Consider the following 16,193-nt stretch of genomic DNA (forward strand, 5'->3'; position numbering starts at 1 on the left):
GCAACCCCTTTTTTCAGTTTTATGACAGAAGATCGGATATTTTCTCTGAAACCCCTTATTTTATGGGCGATGCAGCATAATTTTTTTGCATCTGCGAAGGCTGATTTCGGCTTTTTGGGGCGATACGCAGGTGAATCACCGAGTCCTCTCAGGGTGTTTGCGAGGTGAATCGGCAAATCACTCGCCCCATAGGTGCAAATCACCCAAACATGCCCCAACGTAAGGCGAGTGATTTTGTGAATCAGCGGGTGAATCGGGCGAGTCACCCGACTCGCAAACCATCTGATGCGACTCACCGGGTCGCCAAAACGAAAGCGATGAGCGATTCATTCAATGATCTGGTTGTTCACAGGAACCGGGAAAGCCTCATCCATTGGCTTTAAGTAGGGGGCCCCTCTTCCGCATCTGCGTCACAGGTAGCCACGACATTCTCCTGCAAGATCAGCCGCACTGTCATAGACATCACCACTGTCGTTGCGCGGATATTTTAAGAGTGCCTTTACCAAAGGCTGCCAAACCAATCTGTCCCCAAAGACCATCACATGTGTTCGCATAAAAAAGGGCGAGGTCTCCCCCGCCCGTCTTCCTATACATATATATGTGCGCGCTCAGGCGTACCGCACGTCATCCCCTTCGCTCTCCGGGGCTTTGAGCGCCTCAATCGCCGCATCAATGGTGACATTGCCGCAGACCGTGCCATCGGGCCGCTGCACCGGACAACACTTGCTTGGCGATCTGTGCAGCTTCGGCAGCGCGTCTTCGATCGAATCCGTGGTCAACACAGGTTTGCCTTGAGAGTTCGCCGGGGCTTTCATGATCGAACGAATGCGCACGACCTTGGCACGGTTCACATCCTTGATGAAATCGGTGATGTAATCATCGGCCGGGTTCATGATGATCGCTTGCGGATCGCCGGACTGGATGATCTCGCCATCCCGCAGGATCGCGATCCGATCGCCGATGTTGAGCGCCTCATCCAAATCGTGGGTGATAAAGATGATGGTCTTATGCAACTCCTCTTGCAGCTCCAACAGGATCGACTGCATATCGGTGCGGATCAGAGGATCAAGCGCCGAAAAGGCTTCGTCCATCAACAGGATGTCCGCATCGGTCGCCAAGGCACGAGCCAGACCCACGCGCTGTTGTTGACCACCGGAGAGCTGTGAAGGGTATTGATCCTCAAACCCGGCCAGACCGACCCGATCCAACCATTTGCGCGCCCGTTCCTCTGCTTCTTTGGCTTGCACGCCTTGGATCTCCAGCCCATACATCGCGTTTTCCAACACTGTGCGATGAGGCAAGAGGCCGAATTTCTGAAACACCATCGACATTTTAAACCGACGCAGATCACGCAACTGTTTGTCATCCATGGCCAGAACATTCTCGCCATCGACCCAAATCTCCCCGGCGGTCGGTTCGATCAGCCGATTGAGGTGACGGATCAAGGTGGATTTCCCCGATCCCGACAGGCCCATGATCACTTGAATCTTACGCGCCGGGATATCGAGGTTGATGTCATTGAGTCCCAACGCATGATTGTGAAGGTCCATCAGTTCGGGTTTGCTCATCCCGGCGCAAACATGCTCCAACACAGCTTCGGGCATTTCCCCAAAGATTTTATAGAGCCCTTTGATGCGGACCTTCGGGGCGTCTTCACCCGCATCCGCACGCGGCACCGCCTCTGTCATATGAACCTCAGCCATGCCCCGTCTCCCGATATGCTTGCAAGCGCTTGCCGTAAGTCTGGCTGACGCGGTCGAAAATAATCGCCAAAGCGACAATGGCGAGGCCATTCATCAAGCCCAAGGCAAGATATTGGTTGCCAATTGCACGCAACACCTGTGTGCCAAGGCCATGCACGCCAATCATCGACGCGATCACCACCATGGAGAGTGCCATCATGATGGTTTGGTTCACGCCCGCAAAGATGTTCGGCAAAGCCAGGGGGATTTGCACGCCAAAGAGTTTCTCGCGGCTGGACGCGCCAAAGGCCTCCGCCGCCTCCATCACATCGCGGTCCACCAAACGAATGCCCAGATTGGTCAAACGCACGATGGGCGGAATGGCGTAGATGCACACGGCGATCAGCCCCGGCACCTTACCGATGCCCAAAAGCATGACGACCGGAATAAGATAGACGAAGGACGGGATCGTCTGCATCACATCGAGGATCGGGGTGACAAGCGACTGCGCCCGATCACTGCGCGACATCAATACGCCGATGGGAATGCCCAACGCCACACACAAAGAGGTGGCCACCGTGATCATCGCCAAGGTGGACATGGTGTCTTCCCACATCCCAAAGATGCCGATCAGCAAAAGCGAGATGACAGCACCCGTGGTGATTTTCCAACTGCGCGCGCCAAACCATGTCAGCGTGGCGATCACCAAAATGACCAGCGGCCATGGCGCGCCGGTTAAAACATCCTCAAACCAGATGAGGAATTGAAGAAGGGGATTGAAGAAGGCCTCGATCGCCTCGCCATTGGCGCGCGAAAAGGTGCGAAATCCTTCATCAATCCCCTGCTTGAATGACGACAAATCCTGTCGGCCAAGAGAAGGGAATTCTGTTAAAAACTCCAGCATATGTGTGTTCCTTATATATGGAAGAAGGGCCCGCAACCAAGTTGCAGGCCCTCGATATCCTTCAAACGCGGACTTAAAGCGCGTCCTTGACCTTTTCGGCCACCTCAGGGGTCACCCACTGGGTCCACACGTCTTCATGCTTCGCGAGGAACTCATATGCGGCATCTTCACCAATCGCTTGGTTCTCGGTCATGTAGACCAACATCTCGTTCATCACCTCACCGGGGAAAACGCGGGATTTGAGATAGGTGAGAACGCTCTCCGGCGCAATGTCCGGCACATCGGCGGTGACAACCGTCGACACTTCGGATTTGGTCCAGCTCGACGGCTTCGGATCCATACACTCGGATTCGGATTTCACGATACATCCGTCCCAGTTCTCAGACCCCGCCCATTCGGTTTCAAACGCCAAAGGCACCAGTTTGTATTTGCCGATCACCGCGGTCGGGTTCCAGTAGTAGCCAAACCACGACTGCTCACGCTCGGCCGCTTTCGCGATGGAGCCTTCGAGACCTGCGGCAGAGCCCGGATCTACCAGAACCCAGCCTTTTTCTTCCATGTCAAAGGCACGGAACATATTGGCGTTGGCGGGCTGACAGCCCCACCCCGACGGGCAGCCCATAAAGGCACCTTTGCTTTTGTCCTCAGAGTAGGGGAACAGCTCCGGGTGTTCGATCAGCTTTTCAACCGTATCGAGTTCCGGGTGCTCGGCGGCAAAAGACGGTGTCACCCACCAGCCCTCGCCCAGACCCGTGATCGGGCCATCAAGCAGTTTGATCATACGACCGTCTTCGACCGCTTTCGCCAAAGGTTCGCGCACCGCATTGGTCCAAAGTTCGGGCGCGATCTGCGGTTCGCCTTTTTCATTCATCGAGGCAAACAATGTATTGGTGCCACCGTTGACCAGTTCAACGTCACAACCAAAGCCTTCTTCAAGGATGATGGCATCCACGTTGGCCATCAACTCGCCCGACGCCCAGTTGAACTCTGCCACTTTGAGATCACCACAGTCCTCAGTCGCGAAAGCGCCGCCGGCCATGGTGCCGAGTGCCAATACACTGGCCGCAAAAAATTTAGTATTAGTCATAAGGGGGACCCCCGCTTACTTCGTGTGTGTTCCCCGGCCAGACGCGAACGAATGCGTCCCTCGGACCGGCCACCACCCCGAATTGGGCGATTTCTCCGCGCTTGCCGTTCGTAGCCCATGAAAGAGCACCCAGAGCACGCCCCTATATATAATGTGTACAAAACCACTCCCGTGACACACTCATATATAGAGGCCCCGAGGCACGAGCCGGCGGAGCGTGGCCCTAAACGAACACATCACACCTCGTGATGCAACCCGATAGCCCGGCTGATGCATCAGCTTTTCCCGATATATCCGCAAACTCCACCTATCTCACGCCATTGTCGCAGTTCACACGGTCGTCGCCCTTTTCCACACTTGGCAGCGGTTGCGCGGCCCGGCGCGGGGGTCTATCTGTCGAACACCCCCCACGACTGTCACGGGACAAAAGGATAAAGCATGGCCGCTGACCGCACCCTTACAGACGCCGCAGAGCGTGAAAAATCGAAACGGGTTGGCGCGCTCGCCGAGCTTTGGCCCTTTATCAAACCCTATAAGCGCCTGATGAGCGCGGCCTTTGCCGCCCTCGTCCTCACGGCCTGTATTTCCCTGATCCTGCCCGTCGCCGTGCGCCGCGTGGTCGATGGGTTCCAAGAGGCGGGCGGGTTGTTGTTGGACAAATATTTTGGCGCGGCCTTGATGATCGCCGGGCTTTTGGCCCTTGGCACCGGGATGCGCTATTATCTTGTCACCCGCTTGGGTGAACGCGTCGTCGCCGACATTCGCAAATCCGTGTTTGACCGGATGATCCGCATGTCGCCGGCGTTCTATGAAAAGATCATGACCGGCGAGGTGCTCTCAAGGATCACCACCGACACCACGCTGATCCTGTCCGTCATCGGCTCGTCGATCTCTGTCGCGCTGCGCAACACTTTGATCATGATCGGTGGTTTGGCATTGATGCTGTTCACGTCGGCCAAACTCACCGGACTCGTCCTGTTGATCGTGCCCGTCGTGATCATCCCAATCATCGTCCTGGGTCGCCGCCTCCGGGTGTTGTCGCGCGAGAACCAGGATTGGATCGCGTCTTCGTCGGGCACCGCCTCCGAGGCGCTTTTATCGGCACAAACGGTGCAATCCTTCACCGCCGAAGACCCACAGGCCGCCCGGTTTGACGAGGTCACGGAGAAAAGCTTCACTGCCGCCCACACCCGGATCAAAACCCGCGCCGTGATGACCGTGATCGTCATCGCGCTGATCTTTTCCGGCGTTGTTGGCGTGCTTTGGATCGGCGCACGCGATGTGCGCAATGATGTCATGTCCATCGGTGAGCTGGTGCAATTCGTGATCTACGCCATCATGGTCGCCGGGGCTTCCGGGGCCTTGTCCGAGATTTGGGGCGAGTTACAGCGCGCGGCGGGTGCGACCGAACGGCTGATCGAACTGCTCTCCTCCGACGACCCGGTCCATGACCCGGCCGATCCCAAACCTTTCCCAACCCCCGCCAAAGGCGCGATTTCCTTTGACGATGTGCGGTTCTTTTACCCGTCACGGCCCAACAGCCCGGCCTTGAATGGCGTGTCTTTTGACATCAAACCCGGAGAAACCGTGGCGCTTGTGGGTCCCTCGGGAGCCGGGAAATCGACGATTATTCAATTGCTTCAACGGTTTTATGATCCGCAGCAAGGCGTGATCTCCATCGACGGGATGCCGATCTCCGAGATGCTGCGCGCCGATTTCCGCCAGCATCTCGCGCTTGTGCCGCAAGACCCGGTGATCTTTGCCGCCTCTGCCGCCGACAATATCCGCTTTGGCCGTCCTGACGCCACAATGGAGCAAGTCATCAAAGCGGCCAAAGCCGCAGCCGCTGACGATTTCATCGCCAAACTGCCCGAGGGCTACGACAGCTATCTGGGCGAGCGCGGCATCATGTTGTCGGGCGGGCAAAAGCAACGGGTCGCCATCGCTCGCGCGATCCTGCGCGATGCGCCGATCCTGTTGTTGGACGAAGCCACCTCTGCGCTTGATTCCGAGAGCGAACAAGCCGTGCAAAAAGCGGTCGAAGATATGGCCCGCACCCGCACCACCTTGATCGTGGCGCACCGTTTGGCCACGGTGAAAAAGGCCGACCGCATTTTGGTGTTCGAAGATGGCCAGATCGTTGCCATGGGCACCCACGAGGCGCTTGTCGCCGAAGGCGGGCTTTATGCGCGCTTGGCCAAGTTGCAATTCACAAACGGGGAATAACACGCGGATTTCCCGTTTTCATTTTGTCACGAACCGCTGATACTTGGTAAAACCACCTGAAACATAGGAGTTGGGTATGGGGATCTGGAATTTTGTAAAAGGCGCCGGCAAGAAGGTCTTTAAGAAAGAAGAAGACAAGCCGAACGCGGATGACCTGTTGGCCGAAATCGCGGCACTTGGCCTTCAGGCGGATGGCATCGACGTGGCCGTGGATGGCGACAAGGTTGTCTTGGGTGGCACCGCTCTGTCTCAGGAAGCCAAAGAGAAAATCATCATGGCCGCGGGCAACATCGAAGGCATCGCCTCGGTCGAAGACACGATTGCGGGTGCCGATCCAGTGTTTCACGAAGTGAAAAAGGGCGATACGCTTTGGGCCATCGCTGCCACAACCCTTGGCAACGGCAGCCGCTACACCGAAATCTTTGAAGCCAACAAACCGATGTTGTCACACCCGGACAAAATCTATCCGGGCCAGATGTTGATCATTCCGCAGGCCTAAGTCGCGCGAGGGTGACCTTACTTTGTCTATCGTGAAAGGCGTCCCCCATGGGCGCCTTTTTCATGTCTTCTCACAACACGCTCAGACACCTCCCACCCTCTAGATGCTGTCGCATGAGACAAATCCACCTAATTTTGCTTTTTGGTCGCACGCAGTTACCAATAGCGAAACAATGTCTTGGTCCGACTCATACCCAGCGTCTAATCTTATCAGGTATTTACGAGGAATCGGGCCGCAGGCAGTGGGTACGAGTGAAGAGCAGGACAAGCTGGAGGAGACAATCATTCAGCAACTGGTGTTTGACCGCCAAAACCCGGGCACTGTGGTGCGTGGGCTTTTATCTGGTCCAAACCCACCTGACCCGCTGCAAACCGTCTTTGCTCTGACCACCGTTGCCGCCGACCTGTCGGGCTGGCACGAACCCGAACTGCAAGACCTGTCATCGCGCTGTTTCGAAGAGGCCACTCTGATGATTTGCGAACTTTGGGCCGCGGGGTTTCGCCTCACCAAACCCAAAGTGGCCAAAGACCAGACGGCAGAGCAAAGGGAAAAACGGAAACGGTCTCAGACCTTTTCCACCACCACAGAGCCAACCGAATAGCCCGCCCCAAACGAACAGATCAGCCCCAGATCGCCAGCCGTCATGCCATCCGAATGTTTGGCAAAGGCAATGATCGACCCCGCCGATGAGGTGTTGGCATAATCCTGTAAAATATTGGGTTGCTCGCCCGGCTCCGGCACCCGGCCCAGGACCTTTTTGCCGATGTAATCGTTCATCGCCTTATTGGCCTGATGTAACCAAAGACGCTTGAGCGCGGTCGCATCTAGGCCCTCCTCCTCCATATGCTGCGCAATATGGTGTGACACCAACGGCAGCACCTCTTTGAACACTTTGCGACCGTTTTGCATGAACTGCATGTCGCGACGGTCGTCCATTTGATCATGCGCCCGACGCAAAAAACCCATGTTGTTGCGAATGTTGTTGGAGAACTGCGTCGCACAGCGGGTCGAGCGCAGTTTGAACAGCGGCTTTTGCGCCGCCTCCGCAGCCTCAAGCACCACGGCAGTCGCCACATCGCCAAAGATGAAATGGCAATCGCGATCGCGCCACTCCAAATGCCCAGAGGTGATTTCAGGACAGATCACCAACGCGCGTCGCACAGAGCCTGCGCGGATCATATCGGACGCGGCCTGTATCCCGAACGTGGCCGACGAACAGGCAACATTCATGTCAAAGGCAAAACCGCCCGCACCCAAAACCTGTTGAATTTCAACGCCTATCGCCGGATAGGCGCGTTCCATATTGGAGGCGGCACAGATGATCAGGTCGATGTCCGCGGCCTCAACCCCCGCCATATCAAGCGCCTTGGTCGCCGCATCCAATGCCATTTCTGCCATCATGGAGGGGACGTCGTCGGCGCGCGGCGCATAGCGCGGGCACATCCGGGTCGGGTCTAAAATCCCCTCTTTGTCCATCACGTAGCGGGTTTCGATTCCCGAAGCGGCGGTGATGAACGCCGACGAAGACGGTGCCTTGGCCTCCACCGTTCCCGCCGCGATTGCATCGGCGTTTTCGGCATTATAAAGCTCGACATAGGCGTTAAAGGAGGCGACGAGTTCGTCGTTGGAGATGGCATAGGGCGGCGTAAACACCCCGGTCCCACTGATCACAACCTGTTGCATCATTCCTCTCCCCTATGGCGCTTTGAGTGCAGGCAACCTAGTCGCGCACATCCCCGTCGTCCAGCGTTCACACCGGACACTGCCACAAACTGACGTTGCGTCGAGCCGGTGCAAGGCCTGATTAATAAACGATGACGCTGCGTTGCAGGCCATGGGCGGCGTCTTGCGCGCGCTCCGGTTTCCCCGCATCATAGCCGTCGAGGAATACATCCGGGCCTGGACCCGGAGGAGAAGGGGAGGAGACGATGCCGCAGGACTTTAGTTCGCTTGAGGCGCGCAATGCGATTGAGGCCGAGATGGAATGGGAGGCGCGTGGCGAGCCTGTGACCATCTACGAGCGGGTGACAAAAACGGCCGAGACATTCGCCGACCGCCCCGCGTTTTCCTATCAAATCACCTCCGGTCCAAAAGACAAGGCGGAGACGATGAGCTGGCGCGAGACCCAGCAAAAGATGGTTCAGGCCGCCAATATGTTTCGTGCTCTTGGCATCGGCGAAACCGATGTTGTGGCCTATATCATGCCCAACGCCAACGAAACCGTCGTCACCTTTTTGGGCGGGATGGTGGCCGGGATCGTGAACCCGATCAACCCGCTGTTGGAACCGGAACAGATCGCCGCGATTTTACGCGAAACCAACGCCAAAATTGTGGTGACGCTCAAGGCCTTTCCAAAGACCGACGTGGCCCAAAAGGTGGCCGAGGCAGTGCGCCATGCCCCCAATGTGAACACGGTACTTGAAGTCGATCTTTTGCACTATCTCACACCGCCGAAAAAATGGATCGTGCCTTTTATTCGCCCCAAAAATCCAACCGCCGTGGCGCATCACGCCGATCTCTTGGATTTCACTACTGAGTTGGCGAAATACCCCTCGGATCGGTTGACCTTTGAGGACAGCAAAGCCGACCGCGTGGCGGCCTATTTCCACACCGGCGGCACCACAGGGATGCCGAAAGTCGCGCAACATAAATACTCGGGCATGATCTACAATGGCTGGCTTGGCAGCCGCTTGTTGTTCACCGAACAAGACAACATCATGTGCCCCCTGCCCCTGTTTCACGTCTTCGCCTGTCAGGTGATCGTGATGTCCCAGATCACATCTGGCGCACATGGGGTCTATCCAACGCCGGCGGGCTATCGCGGTGAAGGCGTGTTCGACAATTTCTGGAAACTCTGCGAACGCTGGAAAATCTCGTTTATCATCACCGTGCCGACCGCGATTTCGGCGATGATGCAGCGCAAAGTGGATGCCGATATTTCCACCGTCAAGATCGCCTTTTCAGGCTCGGCACCCTTGCCCGTCGAACTGTACAAACGGTTCGAAGCGGCGGCAGGCGTTGAGATCATCGAGGGCTATGGCCTGACCGAAGCAACTTGTCTTGTGGCTGTAAACCCGATCGGTGGGAAAAAGAAAATCGGCTCTGTCGGCATTCCTTTCCCGCACACCGATGTCAAAATCCTGCGCCATACGCCCGAAGGTCCGGTGGAATGCGATGTTGATGAGGTGGGCGAGATTTGTATCGACAGCCCAGGCGTGTTCCCTGGCTCGACCTATACGGAACAGGACAAGAACCACGACCTGTTCCACCATGACGTCTATCTGCGCACCGGGGATTTGGGCCGGATTGATGCCGATGGCTACATTTGGATCACCGGGCGCGCCAAGGATTTGATCATCCGTGGGGGTCACAACATCGACCCCGCCGAGATCGAAGAGGCCTTGGCCGGTCATGAGGCCGTCGGCTTTGTTGGGGCGATTGGGCAACCCGACGCCCATGCGGGTGAAATCCCCTGCGCCTATGTCGAGTTGGTCGATGGCGCGAGTGTGACACCCGAGGCATTGATGGCCTATGCCAAGGTCCATATCCACGAACGCGCCGCGATCCCGAAACACATCGAAATTCTGGACGAGTTGCCGAAAACCGCTGTCGGCAAAGTGTTCAAACCGGACTTGCGTAAACGTGCAATCACGCGGATTTACAATGGCGCGCTTGAGGCGTCAGAGCTTTCGGCTCGGGTGATCCATGTGGTGGATGACAAAAAGCGGGGTCTGGTGGCGCAGGTTGATCCGCAAGCCAAATCTGAGGAGGCAACGGTGTCACAAGTCTTGGGGCGCTTCACCAACCCGTGGGAATGGGCCGAGTAAACTCCAAGCCTCAAAAGCCCGGCCATTGCCGGGCTTTTTTGCGTGTCGCTCACAGGGCGATGGCACGAAACGGCTGAAAACCCTGAAAATTTGAGCCAGATCATGTCGGGTTAACCGAATTTCAACCTCTTATACGCCATGATTGTGCCCAGATCGCTGATTAGCGTGGTCTCATTGCGATCAAAGCCCGAACAAAAGGGCCTCATGAAAGGCAAACCCATGGTTGTTGGACTTATCCTTTTCTCATCTTTAGTTGCAGCCCTCATGACCGGGCTGGGCTTGGCGTTTGGGATGCCCATTTGGGCAGCACTGATCACCTATGCCGTGGTCGGATCGCTCACATTGCTTTGCGCTGCGGCCGTTCTCTATGCCCGCGCGCAAGCGACATCAAATCAGGATTGCGACCACCACAAAGATCTCGCCACCGTCTGAATCGCTGTTTCAGAGAAAATTACCTAAGGGCCTTTAAACTGGCTCAACCCCTTTAAAGTTGCGTCACAGTTTGAGGCTGCGTCACGGTGCTTCGAACCACTCATGTACAAATGTTGATGTTGATGTCACCTCGCCGCAAGGCCGCCCAAACATCCGTTTCGGGCCAAGCCTACGTCGTCAGCAATGCTGGCATCGCTCTCAAACTCCAGCAACATGCTATCCCTGATCGAAACTCTGCTGAACGCTTTCCATGAAACCAAAAGGCGCGCCGATTCCTCATGAACAGCAAGGCCTTATACGGGACAAAGCCCGCAGTTCTTCGCACAATGCCTACAGTGCATCAATAGAACCTATCAGCGCTTAAAACGCACATCCTGGTTGATCAGCATGCGAAGAAACCGCTCTAACCAAAGTGATCGCACTCAACTCAGACAATCTCTTGAAAAATGGTGCTGCTGGAGAGAATTGAACTCTCGACCTCTCCCTTACCAAGGGAGTGCTCTACCTCTGAGCTACAGCAGCGCCGGACCGGGTGGGCAAAAGCCCCTCACCGTGGGCGGCTAATTAGACGTGATCGGGCGGCGGCGCAAGCGCAATTTCGTGAAAAATTTGACCTTGAGCGAAGTTTCTGATGTCGCATGCAAAACGGTGTGCGCGAGAAACAGACCACAAAGGACGCAAGGGCGTGCAAAGGCTGGACGTGACAGCGCGCTTTGGCTACATGAAACCCCATGGAAAACAAATCCGATCCCACCCGGAAAAGCGGCAAATCTGCGCCCAAAGACCGCGAAGAGCGACTCAAGGCGGCGCTGAAGGCGAACCTTGCCCGGCGCAAGGCCCAAAGCCGCGCCCGCAGGACTTCCGAGGGTACGGACAATAAAGACGAGTGAGGCGGCATGGATTCGATTTTGGTGCGCGGCAATGGGCCGGTGACTGGGGATATTGAGATTGCGGGGGCGAAAAACGCCTGCCTGACCCTTATGCCCGCCACGTTGTTGTCTGAGGAGCCGCTGACGCTGACCAATGCGCCGCGCCTCTCGGACATCAAAACAATGACCGCGCTTTTGACCTCACTGGGTGCCGAAATCAGCAGCCTGCAAGAGGGCAAGGTGTTGACCATGTCTTCACATGCTGACCTCAACCCGGTGGCGGATTACGAAATCGTACGCAAAATGCGCGCCTCCAATTTGGTGCTCGGCCCGCTCTTGGCGCGTTTGGGTCATGCGGTTGTGTCCCTCCCCGGCGGATGCGCGATTGGCGCGCGCCCGATGGATTTGCACACCACGGCGCTTGAAGCCCTTGGCGCAGAGATTGAATTGAAAGACGGTTATCTGCACGCCACGACACGCGGCGGTCTCAAGGGCGCGGTGCATAAAATGCGCTTTCCGTCTGTGGGCGCGACCGAGAATTTCGTCATGGCCGCGAGTTTGGCCAAGGGCACATCCGTATTGGAAAATGCCGCGCGTGAACCGGAGATCGTCGATCTTGTCGCCTGTCTGAAAAAGATGGGTGCACAAATCGAGGGCGAAGGCACGGATCGGATCGAGATTCAGGGTGTGGACCGTCTGCATGGCGCGACCCATCCGGTGGTGACTGACCGGATCGAATTGGGCACATTCATGCTGGCCCCCGCAATCTGTGGCGGCGAAGTGACCTGTTTGGGGGGCAAACTGTCCTTGGTCGAGAGCTTTGTCACCAAATTGAACGAAGCGGGCATCGAGGTGACGGAAAGCGCGCGCGGCCTGACCGTCAAACGCACAGGAGACCGGGTGAAGTCCGTCAATGTGACAACAGAACCCTTCCCCGGCTTTCCGACCGACCTTCAGGCGCAAATGATGGCCCTGTTGTGCACTGCGACGGGCACGTCGGTGTTGGAAGAAACCATCTTTGAAAACCGCTTTATGCACGCCCCCGAATTGATCCGCATGGGCGCACAGATCGAGGTCCACGGCGGTCATGCCACGGTGCACGGGGTTGAACGCCTCAAAGGCGCACAAGTGATGGCGACCGACCTGCGCGCCTCGGTGTCGTTGATCTTGGCGGGTCTGGCCGCCGAGGGCGAAACCGTGGTCAGCCGGGTCTATCACTTGGACCGTGGCTATGAATTCGTCGAGAAAAAACTATCCGGCATTGGCGCTCATATCGAGCGGATCAAAGCGTAAAGGAAATCCCATGGTCGAAGACGCCCGGTTCGAAGACGGCGGCGAAGAGCCGATTTATCTCAAGGCCCTAGATGCAGAAGATCTGACCGTGATTTCGGCGCTCGCACAGGATGCCATCGTGCCGATGGGCGAGATTTCCTATGACGCGACCCAGCGCCGCTTTGCCATGTTGATCAACCGCTTTCGCTGGGAAGATGTCGAGACGGCTGCCAAGCGCGGCCGCCCGGTGGAACGAGTCCAAGCGGTTTTGGTGTTTGACGATGTGATGATGGCGCGCTCCTCTGGCATCTCGACGGCGGACAAAGACATGGTTCTGTCGCTCCTGAACATCGTCTTTGTCGCCGGCCCGGACGGCACAGGTTGCGTTGAGGTCACACTCGCCGGCGACGGTCAAATCGCGCTGGACATCGAAACGATTGACGTCACACTCAAAGACGTCACACGCCCCTATATCGCACCCTCACATAAGGTTCCGACCCACGACAGTTGATCTCAATTTCGACGATCACGCATTTTAAACCGGTTTAGCGACCCTCATTTCATATCAACGATAGAAAGATTTTTCATGAAACAGATTCTTTTGGCCTGCATCTGTGCGCTTTCTCTCATGGCAACAACACACCCCGCTCAATCTGCGGCCAGCGGCGGGTCGGTCGCCATCGACAAAGATTTCGGCATGTACACCATCACATGGGACCCGCGCGGCACGACGTTGGTGCGTTGGGAAGTTTACAACAATGATGGTCTCATCGCCATTTGCGGTGGCTATTCCAGCTCAGGCGGAAGTCTTGCCTATGAACTGTCGGAAATGGCCATGAAGGACGCTCGGATCAAACTCAACGGCAAGGTGATCGCCAGAAATTTGACCTTCTTCTCCAAGCTGAAAAATCAGAAACAAAAGGTTGAGCATGTCGGAGATCCGGCCAATTGCGTTGTCACCGATGTGCCTTCCCCGAAAGGAAAAGCGGAGTTCGAACTCTACTTTGTGAAAGACACCTACCGCTATTGACAGTGAGTGCAGCGCGGCCACTTGCGCATTGGCCGCCCTGCAACACACAATCGCTCTGCCGGAGCCGCTTGAGCCGCCGCGCTAGCCGGGGTATGCCCTGTTTCGAAGGAGACCGTCATGCCCCAGTTCCTGTCCACCACGGACCCCGATTTCGAAACCCGCTTTGCCGCTGTTTTGACGATGAAGCGCGAGGACAGCCCCGATGTAGATGACATCGTGGCCGGGATCATTGCCGATGTGCGCGCGCGCGGCGATGCGGCGGTGTTGGAGCTGACGGCCAAGTTTGATCGACTCGATCTGACGCCAGAAACAATGCGCTTCTCCGACGATGAGATCGCGGGCTATTGCGCACAGGTCTCTCCTGCGGACAAGGCTGCTTTGGAACTCGCCGCCGAGCGCATCCGCGCCTATCACGTCCGTCAAATGCCCGACAATGCGCTCTGGACCGACCCGGACGGGGCCACTTTGGGCTGGCGCTGGTCGGCCGTGTCAGCGGCGGGGCTTTACGTGCCGGGTGGCGTGGCTTCTTATCCGTCTTCGGTCTTGATGAACGCGATCCCTGCCAAGGTCGCGGGCGTGCCGCGCCTGTGCATCACCGTGCCAACACCGGATGGCGTGGTGAACCCTTTGGTCCTGATGGCCGCGCGCATTGCGGGCGTCGACGAGATTTACCGCATCGGCGGCGCACAGGCGATTGCGGCGCTGGCCTATGGCACCAAAACCATCCCTCCTGTCGATAAAATCACCGGGCCGGGCAATGCCTTTGTCGCCGCCGCAAAGCGCCGGGTGTTCGGCAAGGTTGGCATCGACATGATCGCCGGTCCCTCTGAAATCTTGGTGATCGCAGACAAGCACAACGACCCCGACTGGATCGCGGTCGATTTGCTATCACAAGCCGAGCATGACGAAAGCGCACAGGCGATCCTGATCACAGATGACGCCAAATTCGCCCAATCCGTCACCGCCGCCGTTGAAAAGCGGCTTGAGACATTGGAACGGCGCAAGATTGCCGGTAAATCTTGGGAAGAGTTCGGCGTGGTGATCACCACGCGCGATTTGGATGAGGCAGCTCGGCTCTCGGACCGTTTTGCCCCCGAACATCTGGAACTTTGTGTCGAAGACCCGGATGCTCTGTCCGCCAAAGTCACCCATGCCGGGGCGATTTTCCTAGGCGCATTCACACCAGAAGCCATTGGTGACTATGTTGGCGGGCCAAATCACGTCCTGCCCACGGCGCGTTCAGCGCGGTTTTCGTCGGGCTTGTCGGTTTTGGACTTTCTCAAACGCACAACCTTGGCCAAGATGTCCCCTGCCGCTTTGGCGGCGATTGGCCCGGCGGCAGTGCGGTTGGCGACATCCGAAAGCCTTGAGGCACACGGATTGTCGGTGCAAGCGCGGCTTGATCGGTTGAATGAGGGCGGCAATGAGTAAACTTCTATCTGTTGAGATCGACGAGGCCGGCCTCGCCCCTCCGACGCCTGAGATCGAACAAGAACGCAAAGTCGCGATTTTCGACTTGTTGGAAGACAACAGCTTTGCCCTGCCCGCCCGTGACGACCGGACGGTGCCCACGGGTCCGTTCAACTTGCTTTTGGCCATTCGCGAACGCCGTCTGGTGTTTGATCTGACCTCCGAGAGCGGCGATAAGGCGGCCGAATTTCACCTCTCTCTTGGCCCGTTTCGGCAGGTGGTCAAAGACTATTTCCAGATTTGCGAAAGCTATTTCGACGCGGTCAAGAAAATGCCCCCCAGCCAGATCGAAGCCATCGACATGGCCCGGCGCGGCATTCACAACGAAGGCGCGCGGGTGTTGCAAGAGCGGCTTGAGGGCAAGGCCGAGGTTGATATCGATACGGCGCGACGCCTGTTCACCCTGATTTGCGTTTTGCACTGGGGATAGGCAGCATGGCGACAGACCTCCCGCATTCGGTTTTGTTCTGTTGCGATCACAACGCGGTCCGTTCGCCTATGGCGGAGGGGCTGATGAAGAAATTTTACCCCGGCGCCGTCTATGTTCAATCGGCAGGCGTGCATTCCGATCTTGAGGTCGACGGGTTTTCCGTTGCGGTCTGTGATGAAATCGGGGTCGAATTGCACCGCCATCGGGCGCGCTCTTTCGATGATCTCAAAGACTGGGGCGATGACATTTCCTCCTATGATCTGGTGATCGCGCTGTCTCCGGCCTCACAAAGACAAGCGCTCGAACTCACACGATTTTACCATCTGGACGTCGAATATTGGCCGATCATGGACCCCACTGGCATCGGCGAAACCCGCGAGGCCAAACTTGACGCCTACCGCCAAGCCCGCGATCAAATCATCGCTCGGATGCTGGCCCGATTTGGCCCAGCCCAAAGCTCCTAAA

16 protein-coding genes and 1 tRNA gene are annotated in these 16,193 nt (G+C 57.0%); 12 read left to right on the forward strand and 5 right to left on the reverse strand.

Features of this window, described 5'->3' with window-relative positions; translation table 11 throughout:
* Window positions 1-608 precede the first annotated feature (608 nt).
* From B30_RS19415 to B30_RS19425, 3 genes are all read right to left on the reverse strand, one after another.
* Window positions 609-1,703 carry a quaternary amine ABC transporter ATP-binding protein gene (locus tag B30_RS19415; RefSeq protein WP_009573904.1) on the reverse strand — a complete coding sequence of 365 codons (1,095 nt, stop codon included), beginning with the start codon at window positions 1,701-1,703 and terminating at the stop codon, window positions 609-611.
* The gene (locus B30_RS19420) at window positions 1,696-2,586 is read right to left on the reverse strand and encodes an ABC transporter permease (RefSeq protein ID WP_009573905.1); all 891 of its coding nucleotides are present in this window, start codon (window positions 2,584-2,586) and stop codon (window positions 1,696-1,698) included. The genes B30_RS19415 and B30_RS19420 overlap by 8 nt, the downstream gene beginning before the upstream one ends.
* Window positions 2,587-2,659: 73 nt before the next feature.
* Window positions 2,660-3,673 carry a glycine betaine ABC transporter substrate-binding protein gene (locus B30_RS19425; protein ID WP_009573906.1) on the reverse strand — a complete coding sequence of 338 codons (1,014 nt, stop codon included), beginning with the start codon at window positions 3,671-3,673 and terminating at the stop codon, window positions 2,660-2,662.
* Window positions 3,674-4,111: 438 nt separating this feature from the next.
* On the opposite strand from B30_RS19425, the gene B30_RS19430 reads away from it, so the two are divergent.
* The 3 genes from B30_RS19430 (at window position 4,112) to B30_RS19440 (ending at window position 6,999) form a co-directional block, all read left to right on the forward strand.
* Window positions 4,112-5,899 (forward strand): ABC transporter transmembrane domain-containing protein, encoded by a 1,788-nt coding sequence (locus B30_RS19430; RefSeq protein ID WP_009573907.1) that lies wholly within the window; start codon window positions 4,112-4,114, stop codon window positions 5,897-5,899.
* A 76-nt stretch (window positions 5,900-5,975) separates the two neighbouring features.
* Window positions 5,976-6,398 carry a peptidoglycan-binding protein LysM gene (lysM, locus tag B30_RS19435; protein ID WP_009573908.1) on the forward strand — a complete coding sequence of 141 codons (423 nt, stop codon included), beginning with the start codon at window positions 5,976-5,978 and terminating at the stop codon, window positions 6,396-6,398.
* A 241-nt stretch (window positions 6,399-6,639) separates the two neighbouring features.
* A complete protein-coding gene (locus tag B30_RS19440) occupies window positions 6,640-6,999 on the forward strand; it encodes a hypothetical protein (RefSeq protein WP_009573909.1) in 360 nt (119 codons plus the stop codon).
* Here the strand turns inward: B30_RS19440 and B30_RS19445 are convergent.
* Window positions 6,963-8,081 carry a beta-ketoacyl-ACP synthase III gene (locus tag B30_RS19445; RefSeq protein WP_009573910.1) on the reverse strand — a complete coding sequence of 373 codons (1,119 nt, stop codon included), beginning with the start codon at window positions 8,079-8,081 and terminating at the stop codon, window positions 6,963-6,965. The genes B30_RS19440 and B30_RS19445 overlap by 37 nt on opposite strands.
* Window positions 8,082-8,326: 245 nt before the next feature.
* Between B30_RS19445 and B30_RS19450 the strand changes: the two genes are divergently transcribed.
* Both B30_RS19450 and B30_RS19455 read left to right on the forward strand, forming a co-directional pair.
* Window positions 8,327-10,225, forward strand: coding sequence for an acyl-CoA synthetase (locus B30_RS19450; protein ID WP_009573911.1), 1,899 nt, complete (start codon window positions 8,327-8,329; stop codon window positions 10,223-10,225).
* 219 nt (window positions 10,226-10,444) lie between these two features.
* A complete protein-coding gene (locus B30_RS19455) occupies window positions 10,445-10,657 on the forward strand; it encodes a hypothetical protein (protein WP_009573912.1) in 213 nt (70 codons plus the stop codon).
* Window positions 10,658-11,104: 447 nt separating this feature from the next.
* Here B30_RS19455 and B30_RS19460 read toward each other — a convergent pair.
* Window positions 11,105-11,179, reverse strand: a tRNA-Thr gene (locus tag B30_RS19460).
* 209 nt (window positions 11,180-11,388) lie between these two features.
* Here B30_RS19460 and B30_RS22420 point away from each other — a divergent pair.
* From B30_RS22420 to B30_RS19490, 7 genes are all read left to right on the forward strand, one after another.
* Window positions 11,389-11,547: a hypothetical protein gene (locus B30_RS22420; protein ID WP_009573913.1), complete on the forward strand. Its 159-nt coding sequence runs from the start codon at window positions 11,389-11,391 to the stop codon at window positions 11,545-11,547.
* Between the two features lie 6 nt (window positions 11,548-11,553).
* Window positions 11,554-12,819, forward strand: coding sequence for a UDP-N-acetylglucosamine 1-carboxyvinyltransferase (gene murA, locus B30_RS19465; protein ID WP_009573914.1), 1,266 nt, complete (start codon window positions 11,554-11,556; stop codon window positions 12,817-12,819).
* 10 nt (window positions 12,820-12,829) lie between these two features.
* Entirely contained in the window at window positions 12,830-13,309 is a 480-nt protein-coding gene (locus B30_RS19470; RefSeq protein WP_009573915.1) for a DUF2948 family protein, read from the forward strand.
* A 75-nt stretch (window positions 13,310-13,384) separates the two neighbouring features.
* The gene (locus B30_RS19475) at window positions 13,385-13,828 is read left to right on the forward strand and encodes a hypothetical protein (protein WP_009573916.1); all 444 of its coding nucleotides are present in this window, start codon (window positions 13,385-13,387) and stop codon (window positions 13,826-13,828) included.
* Between the two features lie 117 nt (window positions 13,829-13,945).
* Window positions 13,946-15,259: a histidinol dehydrogenase gene (gene hisD / locus B30_RS19480; protein ID WP_009573917.1), complete on the forward strand. Its 1,314-nt coding sequence runs from the start codon at window positions 13,946-13,948 to the stop codon at window positions 15,257-15,259.
* The gene (locus B30_RS19485) at window positions 15,252-15,728 is read left to right on the forward strand and encodes a UPF0262 family protein (protein WP_009573918.1); all 477 of its coding nucleotides are present in this window, start codon (window positions 15,252-15,254) and stop codon (window positions 15,726-15,728) included. The genes hisD and B30_RS19485 overlap by 8 nt, the downstream gene beginning before the upstream one ends.
* Window positions 15,729-15,733: 5 nt before the next feature.
* On the forward strand, window positions 15,734-16,192 hold the full coding sequence (locus B30_RS19490) for an arsenate-mycothiol transferase ArsC (RefSeq protein WP_009573919.1): 459 nt from the start codon (window positions 15,734-15,736) through the stop codon (window positions 16,190-16,192).
* Window position 16,193: the final 1 nt, after the last annotated feature.

The organism is Celeribacter baekdonensis B30 (assembly GCF_000299875.1).
Taxonomy (GTDB): Bacteria; Pseudomonadota; Alphaproteobacteria; order Rhodobacterales; family Rhodobacteraceae; genus Celeribacter; species Celeribacter baekdonensis_A.